Annotated in this window: 15 protein-coding genes; all 15 read right to left on the reverse strand. The window is 73.6% G+C overall.

The window, feature by feature from the left end:
- Window positions 1-4: 4 nt before the first annotated feature.
- Complete coding sequence (gene fliN, locus C7456_RS14655) at window positions 5-346, reverse strand: flagellar motor switch protein FliN (protein WP_109724554.1); 342 nt, start codon at window positions 344-346, stop codon at window positions 5-7.
- Entirely contained in the window at window positions 343-1359 is a 1017-nt protein-coding gene (fliM, locus tag C7456_RS14660) for a flagellar motor switch protein FliM (RefSeq protein ID WP_109724555.1), read from the reverse strand. The genes fliN and fliM overlap by 4 nt, the downstream gene beginning before the upstream one ends.
- 16 nt (window positions 1360-1375) lie before the next feature.
- A complete protein-coding gene (locus C7456_RS14665) occupies window positions 1376-1873 on the reverse strand; it encodes a flagellar basal body-associated FliL family protein (RefSeq protein WP_109724556.1) in 498 nt (165 codons plus the stop codon).
- 288 nt (window positions 1874-2161) lie between these two features.
- Window positions 2162-3361, reverse strand: a complete 1200-nt coding sequence (locus C7456_RS14670; RefSeq protein ID WP_146203586.1) for a flagellar hook-length control protein FliK — start codon at window positions 3359-3361, stop codon at window positions 2162-2164.
- Window positions 3362-3419: 58 nt separating this feature from the next.
- Window positions 3420-3863, reverse strand: a complete 444-nt coding sequence (fliJ, locus tag C7456_RS14675) for a flagellar export protein FliJ (protein WP_109724558.1) — start codon at window positions 3861-3863, stop codon at window positions 3420-3422.
- The gene (gene fliI / locus C7456_RS14680) at window positions 3860-5215 is read right to left on the reverse strand and encodes a flagellar protein export ATPase FliI (protein ID WP_109724559.1); all 1356 of its coding nucleotides are present in this window, start codon (window positions 5213-5215) and stop codon (window positions 3860-3862) included. The genes fliJ and fliI overlap by 4 nt, the downstream gene beginning before the upstream one ends.
- Complete coding sequence (locus C7456_RS14685) at window positions 5212-5850, reverse strand: FliH/SctL family protein (RefSeq protein ID WP_109724560.1); 639 nt, start codon at window positions 5848-5850, stop codon at window positions 5212-5214. Before C7456_RS14685 ends, fliI begins: the two co-directional genes overlap by 4 nt.
- Window positions 5847-6839, reverse strand: a complete 993-nt coding sequence (gene fliG, locus C7456_RS14690) for a flagellar motor switch protein FliG (protein ID WP_211306335.1) — start codon at window positions 6837-6839, stop codon at window positions 5847-5849. The genes C7456_RS14685 and fliG overlap by 4 nt, the downstream gene beginning before the upstream one ends.
- Before the next feature lie 10 nt (window positions 6840-6849).
- Complete coding sequence (gene fliF / locus C7456_RS14695; protein ID WP_109724562.1) at window positions 6850-8565, reverse strand: flagellar basal-body MS-ring/collar protein FliF; 1716 nt, start codon at window positions 8563-8565, stop codon at window positions 6850-6852.
- 41 nt (window positions 8566-8606) lie between these two features.
- A complete protein-coding gene (fliE, locus tag C7456_RS14700) occupies window positions 8607-8930 on the reverse strand; it encodes a flagellar hook-basal body complex protein FliE (RefSeq protein ID WP_109724563.1) in 324 nt (107 codons plus the stop codon).
- Window positions 8931-9175: 245 nt separating this feature from the next.
- A complete protein-coding gene (locus C7456_RS14705; RefSeq protein ID WP_109724564.1) occupies window positions 9176-10603 on the reverse strand; it encodes a sigma-54 dependent transcriptional regulator in 1428 nt (475 codons plus the stop codon).
- A gap of 380 nt (window positions 10604-10983) precedes the next feature.
- Window positions 10984-11538 (reverse strand): PilZ domain-containing protein, encoded by a 555-nt coding sequence (locus C7456_RS14710; protein ID WP_170120229.1) that lies wholly within the window; start codon window positions 11536-11538, stop codon window positions 10984-10986.
- A 73-nt stretch (window positions 11539-11611) separates the two neighbouring features.
- Window positions 11612-11911, reverse strand: a complete 300-nt coding sequence (gene fliT, locus C7456_RS14715) for a flagellar protein FliT (protein ID WP_109724566.1) — start codon at window positions 11909-11911, stop codon at window positions 11612-11614.
- Window positions 11908-12330 (reverse strand): flagellar export chaperone FliS, encoded by a 423-nt coding sequence (gene fliS, locus C7456_RS14720; RefSeq protein ID WP_109724567.1) that lies wholly within the window; start codon window positions 12328-12330, stop codon window positions 11908-11910. Before fliS ends, fliT begins: the two co-directional genes overlap by 4 nt.
- A 13-nt stretch (window positions 12331-12343) precedes the next feature.
- Window positions 12344-13786 carry a flagellar filament capping protein FliD gene (fliD, locus tag C7456_RS14725; protein WP_109724568.1) on the reverse strand — a complete coding sequence of 481 codons (1443 nt, stop codon included), beginning with the start codon at window positions 13784-13786 and terminating at the stop codon, window positions 12344-12346.
- Between the last annotated feature and the right edge of the window lie 69 nt (window positions 13787-13855).

Here is a 13855-nt window from a genome sequence, read left to right on the forward strand (position 1 = left end):
GGCGTCAGCGCAGCTTGCGCACGCGCTCGGCGGGGCTGATCACGTCGGTCAGGCGGATGCCGAACTTCTCGTTGATCACCACCACTTCGCCGTGGGCCACCAGCGTGCCGTTGACGAACACGTCCAGCGGCTCGCCGGCGGCGCGGTCCAGCTCCACCACCGAGCCCTGGTTGAGCTGCAGCAGGTTGCGGATGCTGATGCGGGTGCGGCCGACCTCCATGGCCAGCGTCACCGGCACGTCGAGGATCATGTCCAGGTTCACCTCCGGCGTCTCGCCGGCGGCGCCGCTCAAGGTGTCGAACTGGACGCGCGCGGAGGCGTCGGCGGTGGCATCGTTGGCGGTCATGCGGGTTTCCTCTCCAGGGTCAGGTCGCCGGACAGGCGCACTTCGCGCCGGCCGGTGGGAGCGTGGTAGCGCACGGCGTTGCGCCCGTTGGCCTGGCCGTAGCGGGCGCGGAACACCGGCACGTCCTCGGCGAACACCGTGGTGAATTCGGGCAGCTGCACCGGGATCACGTCGCCGGGGCGCAGGTGCAGGAACTCGCCGATCGACAGGCGCGTCTCCAGCAGCAGCGCGGTCAGCTCGACCTCGGCGTCGAGCACTTCCTCGTGCAGCAGCTCGGCCCAGCGGTCGTCGCGCTCGACGCGGTCGCTCTGCACGCCGGCGTCGAGCAGGGTGCGGATCGGCTCCACCATCGCGTAAGGCAGGGTGAGGTGGATCTCGCCGCCGCCGCCGTCCAGCTCGACGTGGAAGCGCGACACCACCACCGTCTCGGTGGGGCTGACGATGTTGGCGAACTGCGGGTTGATCTCGGAGTTCAGGTACTCGAACTCCAGCGGCAGCACCGGCGCCCACGCCTCCACCATCGCGCCGAACAGCTCGCCCAGCATGATCTGGATCACGCGGTTCTCGGTGGCGGTGAAGTCGCGGCCCTCGATGCGCGCGTGGAAGCGGCCGTCGCCGCCGAAGAAGTTGTCGATCACGCTGAACACCAGGCGCGGCTCGAACACCACCAGCGCGGTGCCGCGCAGCGGCTTGATCTTCACCAGGTTCAGGTTGGTCGGCACCACCAGGCCGTGCACGTACTCGGCGAACTTCACCATCTTCACGCCCAGCACCGAGACCTCGCAGGTCTTGCGCAGCACGTTGAACACGCAGGTGCGGAAGTAGCGCGCGAAGCGGTCGTTGACCATCTCCAGCGTGGGCAGGCGGCCGCGCACGATGCGGTCCTGCTGGGTGAAGTCGTACGGCCGCACCGCCTCGACCGGCACCGGCTCGTCGGTGCTGGTCTCGACCTCGCCGCCGTTGACGCCGGCGAGCAGCGCGTCGATTTCTTCCTGGGAGAGCAGGTCGCTCATGGCCTCGCTCCGGCGCTCACTGCATCACGAAGGAGGTGAAGTACAGCGCCTCGATGCCGGGCTTGCCGTAGCGCGCCGCGACGATCCGGCGCACCGCCTCCAGCGCCTGCGCCTGCAGCTTCTGCTTGCCGGCGGCGTCGCTGAGGATGGCGTAGTCCTGGCTGCTGAACAGCTTGACCAGCGCGTCGCGGATCACCGGGTCGGCCGCCTTGGCGGCGTCCAGCGCGGCCTGGTCGTGCGACATCAGGCTCACCCCGACCTGCAGGAAGCGCATCGACTGGTCGTCGCGGAAATTCACCACGAAGGCCGGGTCCAGCGGCAGGTACAGCTCCTGCTTCGACTTCGGCGGCTCGGCCTCGGCGGCGGCCGCCGCCGGGGCGTGGCTGCGCAGGGCGAACAGCGCGTAGCCGCTCACGCCCAGCGCCGCGACCAGCGCCACCAGCAGCACGATCACCAGCAGCGAGCCCCGCCTGTTCGGGGCCGCCTGCGCCACTTCCTGTTCCGTCTGAGCCATGCACCGACCTCTTGCGCTTGCGATGTCCGGCGCGGCGGGATGGCCTCGCCGCGGTTACGGAACCTGTTTAGCAAGCGGCGTGCCATGGCCCGCGGGCCTTGTCCCCGCTGGATCGGCGCGCGGCGGCGGCGCTTTCTTGACGCGCGACCGGCGGCCGGCGCGACGCCGCGCTGGCGGGTGTCCGGAAACCGACGGGGCCCCGCGGCCGGGGGCCGCTTCCGCAAGGCCGCCGCAAGCCCTGTGGGAGCGGCCACCGGCCGCGATGATCATGGGCGCGGCATCCCGCGCTCAGGCGAAGGCGTCGAGCAACCCGCTGCCCAACGGCTGCAGCGCGGAAGCCGCGCCCGCCGGCTCGGCCTCGCCCACATCGGCGGACGCGCCGCCGGCCAGCGCGGCGTAGGAGCCCTCGCGCCCGCCCTGCTGCTGGTGGCCCACCTGCGCCTGCCCCAGCGACAGGCCGTGCTGTGCGAGCAGCGTGTCCAGCTGCGGCAGGGTCTGCTGCAGCGCGTGCACCACGCCGGGGTGCTGCACGGCGAAGCTCACGTCGACCTGGCCGCCGTGCTGCACGCTGACCTTCACGTCGACCTGGCCCAGTTCCTCCGGATGCAGGCGGATGCGTGCCTGCTTGATGTCCTGCCCGCCCAGCCAGGCCACCTGCTGGCCCAGCTCCTGCGCGAACGCCGGCGTGCCGACCGGGCTGGCCACGCTGAGCGTGTGTACCGATGCCGGCGCGGCGGCGGCATGCGGCGCCGGCGCCAGGGCGGCCAGGGCGGCATTGGCGTCGGCGGCCAGGCCGGGCGCCTGCTTGCGCAGCGGCGTGACGCCAGCGGCGTCCGCCCCGGCAGGCGCGCCGCCGGCCAGGCCCGCCGCCGCGGCGAAAGCGCCGGCGACGTCGGGCGTTGCCACCGTCGCCACCGACCCGTCGCCGCCGGCGCCGTCGACCGCGCCAGCCGCGTCGGCCGGCAAGGCATCCGCGGCCAGCGGCGCGGCGGCGTCCTTCGCCGGCGTGCGCATCGCCGCGGCCAGCAGCTTGGAGACGCCGCCGGCCACCGGGGTGATCGCCGCCGCCGGCGTGCGGCCGAGCAGCGCGAGCATGCCGGCCGCCAGCGTGCCGGCGGCGCCGGCGTCGGGCGACGCATCGTCGCCATCGCCGTCCTTGCCGGCGGGGCGGGTCGCGGTGGCCGCGGACGGATCGCCGTCGCCCGCCGCCGGAACCGGCGCCGCGGCGGAAGCGACCGCCGCGGCGTCGCCGGCATCCGCGCCGTCGGCCGGCGCCGCGGCCGCAGCAGACGATGCGGACGGCGCGGGCGCCTCGCGGCGCTCCTGCGGGCCGGCCTGCTGGCGGCGCGCCGCCTGGAACTGCCGGCCGAACTCGTCCGGCGCGCGTCCCGCCGCGCGCGCGTCGCCGCCGTCGTGGGCGGCGGGCGGCAGGGGCGAGGGGGCGCTGGTGGCGGGCATGGGCAGGCTGGCCGTCAATGGTGCGGGCATGGCGGGTTCCTCGACGGATCGCGCGCGGCGCCGCGCGCGGGCTGGACACGAAAGGTCGTCATGGCGAGCGCTCGCCGGGCGGGCGGCGGCGCTGCGCGCGCTCGTCCACCTCGTTCTGTTCGCGGCGCTCCTCGCGCTTGCGCTCCTCCTCGCGGTAGCGGCCGATCACGCTGTCCAGCGCCGCCTCGCGGGCGTGCGCCTCGCGCCACTGCGCGCGGGCGTGCTCGAGCATGCGCCGCTGCCGCTCGATCTCGCGCTGCTGCTGCGCGATCGCGCGGTCGATGCGCTCGACGAACTGCTGGCGGTTGAGCAGCGCGGCCACGCTCAGGCCCCCGCCGCCCTCGTCCAGCGCGTATTCCTGCCGGTAGCCGCGCAGCTCGGCGAGCTGGCGCTCGGCCTTGATCAGCGCCTGCTGCTGCTCGGCCAGCCGCTGCACGGCGTCCTCGCTGCGCTGCCGGGCCTGGTCGGCGGCCGGCTGCAGGCGTTCGGCGCGATCGCTCATGTGCCGGCCTCCTCGGCGAGCGCGGCGAGGGCCGCGATGCCGGCGGCGAGCGTCACCGGCTCGTCCACCTCCTGCTGCAGGAACGCCCGGAGCTTCGGCCACATCGCGATGGCCTGGTCCACCTGCGGGTCGGAGCCCTTCTGGTAGGCGCCCACCGCGATCAGGTCGCGCTGCTGGCGGTAGGCCGAATAGACCTGGCGGAAGCGCTGCGCCGCGCGAACGTGCTCGCGCGTGGCCACCGCCGGCATCACGCGGCTGATCGAGGCCTCGATGTCGATGGCCGGGTAGTGGCCGGCCTCGGCGAGGTCGCGCGAGAGCACGACGTGGCCGTCCAGGATCGCGCGCGCGGCGTCGGCGATCGGGTCGTGGCGGTAGTCGTCGCCCTCGGTGAGCACGGTGTAGAAGGCGGTGATGGAGCCGCGCCCCTGGGCGTCGTTGCCGGCGCGCTCCACCAGCGCCGGCAGCAGGGCGAACACCGAGGGCGGGTAGCCCTTGGTGGCCGGCGGCTCGCCGATCGCCAGCGCGATCTCGCGCTGCGCCTGCGCGTAGCGGGTCAGCGAGTCCATCAGCAGCAGCACGCGCTGGCCGCGGTCGCGGAACCACTCGGCGATGGCGGTGGCGTACTGCGCGCCGCGCAGGCGCTTGAGCGGCGGCGCGTCGGCCGGCGCGGCCACGATCACCGCGCGGCGGCGGCCTTCCTCGCCCAGCGTGTGCTCGACGAATTCCTTGACCTCGCGGCCGCGCTCGCCGATCAGGCCGACCACCACCACGTCGGCGTCGGTGTAGCGGGTCATCATGCCCAGCAGCGTGGACTTGCCCACGCCGGAGCCGGCGAACAGGCCCAGGCGCTGGCCGCGGCCCACGGTGAGCAGGGCGTTGATCGCGCGCACGCCGGTGTCCAGCGGCGTGTCGATCGGCTTGCGCGCCATCGGGTTGATCGGCTCGCGCTTGAGCGCGGCGTGCTCGGCGGCGTCCAGCGGCCCCAGGCCGTCCAGCGGCAGGCCGTCGGCGCCGACCACGCGGCCGAGCAGGTGCTCGCCCACCGGCAGGCCGCCGGCGTGCGCCAGCGGGCGCACGCGCGCGTTGGGCAGCACGCCGTGCATCTCGCCCACCGGCATCAGCAGCAGGCGCTCGTCGGCGAAGCCGACCACCTCGGTGTCCAGCAGCGTGCCGTCGGCGGCGTCGACCAGGCAGCGCGCGCCCAGCGGCGCCTCGCAGCCCTCGGCCTCCAGCGTGAGGCCGACCACGCGGCGCAGCCGGCCCTCCACCACCAGCGTGCGCGCGCGCTCGGCGCGCTGGCGGCGGCGCGCCAGCTGTTCGCTCCAGCGCAGCGGGCGCGGCGCCGCGTTCACGCGCCGGCCTCCCCGGCGCCGTCGTCGTCCTCGCCGGCACCGAGCACGGCGTCGATCACCGCGGCCAGGCGCGCCTCCACGCGCGCGTCCAGCCGCGAGCTCTCGCTCTCGATGCGGCAGTCGCCGCGCGCCAGCGCGGGGTCGGGCAGCAGCCGCCAGTGCGGCTCGGCGGCGTCCAGCGAGCGCAGCAACGCCAGGTCGTCCGGGTGCAGGTGGACGCGCAGCTCGCGCGTGGCCGCCGGCAGCGCCAGCGCGGCCTGGCGCACGGCGTGCACCACCAGCGCCGGGTCGGTCTTCAGCTCGTGCGCGAGCACCTGCCGCGCGGCGACCAGGGCGAGCCGCGCCAGCTCCTGCTCCACCGCGGCGTCGAGCGCCTCCAATGGGCGCGCGGCGGCGGCCAGCAGCGCGTCGAGGCGCGCCAGCCGCGCGGCCAGCTCGCGCTGCGCGTCGGCCAGGCCCTCGCGGCGGCCGGCGGCGTAGCCTTCCTCGCGCGCCTGGCGCTCCAGCGCCTCCAGCTCGCTGACGGTGGGGCGCGGCGCTTCCCCGGACGGCTCGGGCGCCGGCGCCTCGCCCACCAGCGGCAGCTCCCAGCGCTGGAAGGCCGCCACCTCCTCGCGGTTCAGCACGCCGCTCATGTGACCAGTTCGTCACCCGTGCCGGACAGCGTGATCTGCCCGGCGTCGGCCAGCCGGCGCGCGATGGCGAGCACTTCCTTCTGCGCCGCGTCGACCTCGGACAGGCGCACCGGGCCGGCCACCTCCAGGTCGTCGCGCAGCATGTCGGCGGCGCGCTTGGACATGTTGGCGAAGATCTTCTCGCGCACGCCCGGCTCGGCGCCCTTCAGCGCCACGATCAGGCGCGCGCTGGGCACCTCGCGCAGCAGCGTCTGCATGCTGCGGTCGTCGATGTCGGCGAGGTCGTCGAACACGAACATCAGCTCCTCGATGCGCCCGCCGAGGTTCGGGTCCTGGCTGCGGATCGCCGCCATCAGCTCGGCCTCGCGGCTGGTCTCCATCGCGTTGAGGATGTTGGCCGCGGCCTTCAGGCCGCCCACGTTGGCCGACTTGAGCTTGTTGGTGGTGCCGTTGAACTGGCGCTCCATGATCTCGTCCAGCTCGTTGAGCGCGTGCGGCTGCACGCCGTCGAGCGTGGCGATGCGCATCACCGCGTCCGAGCGCACGCGCGGCGGCAGGTAGCCGATCACCTCGGCGGCCTGGTCGGGCTCCAGGTGCGCCAGCACCAGCGCGATGATCTGCGGGTGCTCCTGGTTGATCATCTCGGCGATGGCGCGGCTCTCCATCCACTTGAGCGACTCCAGCCCCTTGCTGGAGCGGCCGAGCAGGATGCGGTCGATCAGGCCGCCGGCCTTGCTCTCGCCCAGCGCGTTGACCAGGATCTTGCGGATGTACTCCTCGGTGCCCACGCCCAGCGAGGTGTGCCGCCCCATGTCCTCGCTGAGCCTGTCCAGCACCTGGGTGACCTGCTCGCGCGAGACGCTGGTGAGGCCGGCCATCGCCGAGCCCACCGCCTGCACGTCGCGCGCGGACAGGTGCTTGAGCACCTCGGCGGCGTCCTGCTCGCCCAGGGTGAGCAGCAGGATCGCGGCGCGCTGCGCGCCGGTGATGTGCGAGTGATCAGTTGCCATCTTCGCTCACCCAGTTCTTGACCACCTGCGCGACCTGCTTGGGGTTCTCGGCGACCATCCGGCGCGCGATGCCGATGCGCTGCTCGTAGCCCAGGTTCTGCGGCGCGCCCAGCCGGCTGCGGTCGGGCGCCGGCTCCGGCTCGTCGTCGATGCGCACCGACACGCTCGGCATCGCGCCGCCGCCGGCCACCGCCAGCGCCTGCGCCGGCGCGGGGCCGCGCAGCAGGCCCTTGAGCAGCGGGCGCAGCAGGCCGAAGGCCACCAGCAGCGCGATCAGCACGCCGGCACCCTGCTTGATCAGGTCGAGCATGCCGGGGCGCTGCCACAGCGGCAGCTCGGCCGGGGCGTCCGCCGCGGGCGCCTGGTGGAACGGCTGGTTGACCACGCTGACGCTGTCGCCGCGGCTGGCGTCGAAGCCCACCGCGTTCTTCGCCAGCTCGGTGAAGTGCGCCAGCTCCTGCGCGCTGAACGGCTCGCTGGCGTCGCCCTTGGGACCGTGCACCAGCTTGTTGTCCACCACCACCGCGACGGTGAGCCGGGCCAGCCGGCCGGCCGGGTCGCTGACGTGGCTGATGGTGCGGTCCAGCTCGTAGTTGCGCGTGGCGCTGCTGGAGCTGTCGGTGGGCGTGGCCGCCTGCGCGGTGCCCTCTGCGGCGCCGGCCGCCGGCTTGGCCGCGGCGGCGCCCTGCCCCGCGTTCGGCTGCGCCGCGGTGGGCTGCGCCACCGTGTTCGGCGGCTGGTTGCTGAGCGCGCCCGGCACGCCGCCGCCCTGCGCGGCGCCGCTGTGCTGCTCGCTGCTCACCTGCTCGCTGCGCAGCGCGGGATGGTCGTGGCCGTAGGTCTCGGTGGCCTTCTCGGTCTGGCTGAAGTCGAGGTCGGCGTAGACCTGCGCGCGCACCTTGCCGGGGCCGACCAGCGGGGTCAGCAGCTCCTCGATGCGCTGCGCGTAGGTGTTCTCGATGCGCGTGGCCAGGCGCAGGCGGCTGTCGCCCACCGCGGCCAGGCTGTCCGGGCCGCTGCTGGTGAGCAGCTGGCCCTGCTGGTCGACCACCGACACCTGGCCGGCGTCGAGGTCCGGCACGCTGGCGGCGACCAGGTGCACGATCGCCGCCACCTGGCCGGCGTCGAGCTGGCGGCCGGGGTACAGCGTGAGCAGCACCGAGGCGCTGGCCTGGCGGCTGTCGCGCACGAAGGCCGAGGGCTTGGGCAGCGCCAGGTGCACGCGCGCGGCGCGCACGCCCTGCAGGCTGCCGATGGTGTTGCCCAGGTCGGTCTCCAGCATCTGCTGGTAGCGCGTGCGCTCGGCCAGGTCGCTCATGCCGAACGGCGAGTCCGCCGCCGGCACCGCGCTGCTGGCGGCGCTGCCCTGCGGCAGGCCCTGCGCGGCGAGCTTGAGGCGCACCGCGGCCAGGTCGGCCGCCGGCACCATGATCGAGCTGCCGTCGGCGCCGAGCTGGTAGGGCGTGCTGGACGCCTGCAGCGCCTGCGCGATCGCCGCGGCGTCCTTCTGGTCCAGCCCGGCGTACAGCAGGCCGTAGCTGGGGCCGCGCGACCACAGCACCACCGCCACGCCCAGCGCCACCGCCGCGGCCATGCCGACCAGCAGCAGCAGCTGGCGCGTCGCCGGGCTGCGCGCGAGCTGCCTGAGGTCGAACCGCTGCGCGGAGCCCTTCTCGTCGGTGGTCGCGATGGCGTTGTCGGCCATGGAGTGCGCTCGTTATCCGTGTGCTTCGTGCGTGGCGCCGGTCAGACCGGCATGTTCATGATGTCCTTGTAGGCGTCGACCAGCCGGTTGCGCACCTGCACCATCGCGTTGAGCGAGAGGTCGGCCTTCTGGATCGCCACCATGGTGCGGCCCAGGTCCGCGCCGGGATCGCCGCGCTCGAACGCGGCGGCCAGCTGGCCGGCCTGCTGCTGGCTGTCGCCCACCGCGGCGAGCGACTGCTTCAGCAGCGCGCCGAAATCCGCCTGCGCGGGCGCGGCGGACTTCAGCGCGGTCTCCGGCATGCGCACCTGCGCCGAGAGCTGGCGCAGCTGGCCCAGCAGGTTGTTGACGTCGATCTGGCTCATGTCGGTTTTCCAGCGCGTGGCGGGCTTGCGAAGGGGTAGAAGCACGAGGTGTGCCATCGCGGATCAGGCGGTGCACGGGCGCGGGATGGCCGCCCCCCGCCCCGCCTTCCCCCGCCGTCATTCCGGCGAAGGCCGGGATCCAGTCAAGTACGGGTGCGAAGCACGCAAAACCTGTTTCGAGTGCTTCGCACGACGCATCCGGACCAGATTCCGGCTTGCGCCGGAATGACGGGCAGGGGGCGGGATCACGCCGCGAGGCTTCCCTGCATGCCGTACTTGCGCAGCTTCTCCACCAGCGTGGTGCGCTGCATGCGCAGCAGCTTGGCCGCGTGCGCGACCACGCCGCCGGTGGCGTCGAGCGCCTGGCGGATCAGGCCCACCTCGATGTCGGCCAGGTGGTCCTTCAGGTCGATGCCGCCCTCCGGCAGCAGGGTGGCGTCGTGCGCCGGCGCCGGGGCCGGCGCGACGGCCGCGGCCGGGGCGCGCGCGTCCATCATCGCCAGCAGCGCGGCGCCGCGCGTTTCCTCCGGCTGCGGCTGGCCGCGGTACTTCTCCGGCAGGTCGGCCGCGCGCACCTCGCCCTGCGGGTACAGGATGGCCAGGCGCTCGACCAGGTTGCTCAGCTCGCGCACGTTGCCCGGCCAGGGATAGCCGGCCAGCGCCTGCAGCGCGCTGGCGCCGAAGCGCACGCAGGACAGGCCGCGGCGCGCCAGGCGCTGGTTGAACTCGTCGATCAGCACCGGCAGGTCGTCCAGCCGCTCGCGCAGCGCCGGCAGCTCCAGCGGGAACACGCTCAGGCGGTAGTACAGGTCCTCGCGGAAGCGGCCCTCGGCGATGGCCTGCTCCAGGTTGCGGTGGGTGGCGGCGATGATGCGCACGTCGCAGCGCTGGCTGCGGGTGCCGCCGACGCGCTCGAACACGCGCTCCTGCAGCACGCGCAGCAGCTTCACCTGCATCGGCAGGCTCATGTCGCCGATCTCGTCGAGGAACAGCGTGCCGCCCTCGGCCAGCTCGAAGCGGCCCTTGCGCGCGCTGATCGCGCCGGTGAAGGCGCCCTTCTCGTGGCCGAACAGCTCGCTCTCCAGCAGCTCGGCGGGGATCGCGCCGCAGTTGATCGCCACGAACGGCTTGTCGCGGCGCGGCGAGCACTCGTGGATGGTGCGCGCCACCATCTCCTTGCCGGTGCCCGACTCGCCCAGCACCAGCACGCTGGAGTCGAACGGCGCCACCTGGCGGATCAGCGCGTTGACGCGCGCCATCGGCGCGGACTCGCCGACGAAGCGCAGCTCGCCGCGACGGCTGCCGAGCAGGCGCGCGTACAGGCCGCGCATCGCCTCGGCCAGCGCCTCGTAGCGCAGCGGGAAGGCGATGGTGGCCATGCGCTGCGCGAACGGCGAGCCGGCGGCGCCCAGGCGCGCGGCCCACGGCGAGTCCGCGGCCGCCAGCAGCGGCACCTGCGCCGCGGCGGCGCCCAGCAGGGCGAACTGGCGCTCGGCCTCCGCCGCGTCCGCGACGCCGCCGACGTACACGGCGCGCCAGGCATGGGTCGATTCCTCCGCCACCAGGCATTCCTCGCCGCGCTGCGGGTGGTAACCGAGGAACTGCAATGCTGCGACCACCGATTCAGCGCGTGCGGCATCCGACTCGATAACCAGGAAATCGATCTTGCTCATTTGCTCTACCCCTGCTTCTCCGTGCCGTCCCGGCGACTCCCGCCGGGACTGGCGATTGGCGTGCCGGCTTTCCGTCGCCGGTCGTCGCGGAACAGGGAGCATGGCGCGTGCCAGCGCCGCGTCGCGGCGCCGGCGCCGGAATGGACCTGCCGCGTCACATCGCGACGATGCGTCCGCGGAGGGCGGCGCAGGGGGCGGCGTGGAAACGTTTTCCCCACGGGCTTGCGCGAACCGTGCGGAAGGTCGGGACGGGTGCCCTTGCGCGGCAGGCGGCCGCCGCAACGGAAAAATGGCGGCGTCGGAAAAGTTTCGAGATGCGCAGCGCTTCACACGCAAAATGTGATCCACCTCACACGTCGTGGCGTGAGGAAATCGACGCCTCAAGCTGTCGACTGACGCACATCGGCCAATTTGCGCCGATGGTGACGAAAAACGAAACGGTCGAGTCCCTCCTCGACCGCCTCGCCGGCCTGCACGAAGGCGAGGAACGCCGTTTCCGCCGCCATCTCGACGCGGCAGGCCAGCTCCAGCGGCAGCGCCGGGCAGGCGTCGAAATGCAGCAGCAGCCGGCCCTGCGCGGCATCGGCGGGCACCAGGGCGGCGGGCACTTCCGCGCCCAGCCCGTTGAAGCGCACGGGCTGGCGCGGCGGCAGCGAGGCGGCCGGCGCCAGCAGGCGGTTGACGATCTCGATCAGCAGGCTGAGCTTGGCGTCCAGGCGCGCCAGCTCCTGCGCCATGGCACCGTCCTCGTCGCGCTCGCGCTCCGCGCGGCGCTCCTCCAGCAGGGCGATCGCGCCGAGCAGGTGCGCGTTGCGCTCGGCCAGCGCCTGCAATTGCGCGTCGTCCGGCGCGGCGGCGGCGGCCTCGAAGCGGACGTGCAGGCGGCCCTCGAAGGCCATCCGCTGGGCGAATTCGGTCCGGACGGGCATGGACATGGCGGCGCTCCCGGGCGTGGTCTGGCGCATTCTCGGCCCCGGCGCGCGCCAGGGCCAGCGGCGGCGCGGCCGGCTAGCCGGCCAGGCCGACGTAGGCGCGCAGCGCGCGGTGGGCGTGGCTGTGCCGGCCCAGCGCCGCGGCGGCGGCCTCGCGGGCGCGGCCGGCCAGCGCCAGCAGTTCCGTGTTGCGTTCGAGCAGCTGCCTGAGCAGGCTGCCGCTGCGCGGGTCGCGCGGATGCCCGGCGTGCAGCAGCGGCTGGCGCCGGCCGTCCAGCTCCACCACCGCGTCCCAGCGGTCCTCGCGCGCGGCGGCGAGCATCGAGTCGCTCAGCGCCAGCGCCTGCTCCAGCGCGGCGTGGCCGGCGGCGCTCATGCCGCGCTGCCGGCGCGGCCGGCGAGATACTCGGCGCGGATGCCGCGCCAGCCTTCCCGCACCGGCTCCAGCAGGTCGACGCACTCGGCCAGCGCGCGGTCGTCGTCGTGCAGCTGCCCGAACAGCAGGCGCCGGGTCACGTAGTCGTACAGCGAGTCCAGCCGCCGCGCGAGGTCGCCGCCGGCCTGGTGGTCCAGGCTGGCGCGCAGCTCGCCGACGATGGCGATGGCCTTGGAGATGGCCGCGCCCTTGGCCGGCACGTCGCGGTGGCGGATGTGGCCGCGCGCCTGGGTGATGCGCTCGATGGCCCCGTCCAGCAGCATGGCGGTGAGCTGGTGCGGGTCGGCGCCCTCGACGCTGCCCTGCGCGCGGGTCTGCTGGTACATCGCGCTGGCCTGGCGCATGTAGCCGTAGGTCATGGCGGGTTCCCCGTCAGTTGTCCGAAGAGGTGTAGCTGTCCTCCAGCTGCTTGAGCGCGCTGGTGAGGTAGCTGCTGGTGTTGTTGAGCGAGGACATCAGCGTGTCCAGCGCGGTGTACTGCTGGCGCAGCTGCGCCTCGTACGCGCTCATGCGCGCGTCCAGGTCGGCCGACTTCTTGCTCAGGCTGGTGAGCTGCTTCTCGATGCTGGCCGTGCGCGTGGCGATGATGCCGTCGCTGGCGGTGAAGCCGTCCAGCGCGCTGTTGAGCCGGGTGGCGTAGCCGTTGGCGCCGGCGAACAGGTCCTGCACCGCGCCGGGGTTGTCCTTGAGCGCGTCGCCCAGCTTGCCGCTGTCCAGCGACAGCGTGCCGTCGGCGTTGCGGGTGACGCCCAGCGCCGCCAGCGAGCCGATGGCGTTGCCCGCCACCTTGCCGCTCAGCACGCTGTTGATCTGCCGCTGGATCGACAGCAGCGTGGTGTCGCCGAGCAGCACGCCGGCGGTCTTGCTGTCCTGGTCGTAGCTGCTCAGCGTGGACACCGTGGAGGCGTAGCTGTTGTAGGCGCTGACGAAGTCGTCGAGCGCGCTCTCCACCGCGCTGGTGTCCTGGCTCACCGTCAGCGTGGCGCTGCCGGTGGCGGCCAGGTTGAGGGTCACGCCGTTGAGCACGCCGCTCACCGAGTTGCTGGCGCTGGTCACCGCGATGCCGTCGATGCTCAGGCTGGCGTCCCTGGCCTCGTTGTCGCCCGCCGCATCCAGCCTGGCGGCCAGCGCGGACAGGCCGCTGTCGCTGTCGGCGCTGGCGCTTACCGTGAAGGCGTTGGCCACGCCGGTCTTGGTCGAGGTCAGCAGCAGCTGCGCGCCGCTGGCGCCGTTGACGACGGTGGCCTGCACGCCGGGGTTGTCGGCGGACTGGTTGATCGCCGTGGCGAGGCTGCCGAGGGAGTCGGTGCCGGAGACGGCGAGGTCCATCGACTTGCCGCCGACGCTGATCGTCAAGGTTCCGGCGCCGACCGTGCTGCCCGCCGGATAAGCGTCGCTGGCGCGCTTCTGCGCGGTGGCCAGGTGGTCCACCACCACCTTGTAGGTGCCCGGCTGCGCGTTGGGCAGCGTGCTGGTGGTGCCCAGCGCGGTGTCCGACAGCGTCGCCGAGTAGGTGTTGTAGGTGATGCTGCTGGCCAGCTTGTCCAGCGTGGACTGCAGCGAGTTGAGCGCGCTGCCGAGCGCGGTCAGCCCGGCCTCCTGCGCCTGCAGCTGGGTGGTCTGGTTGCTGATCTGCTGCGACGGGCCGGCCTTCTTGGCGTTGACCAGCGCGGTGACGATGGCGTCGACGTCCAGGCCCGAGCCGATGCCGGCGGAGCTGAGGACGGCGCTGCTGGACGAGCTGGACGAAGTCGAGCTGCCCGAAGAATTCGACGTGCCCGTCGTCGTGCTGTTGAGACTGGAGATCGTGGTCATGTCGCGGCGTCCGATGGTGGTCCGTTGCCCCGGGACCGGGGCCGGGACATTGCAGGCAAATCCCGCGCC

Origin of the sequence: Fulvimonas soli (genome assembly GCF_003148905.1) — a bacterium.
Classification (GTDB): domain Bacteria; phylum Pseudomonadota; class Gammaproteobacteria; order Xanthomonadales; family Rhodanobacteraceae; genus Fulvimonas; species Fulvimonas soli.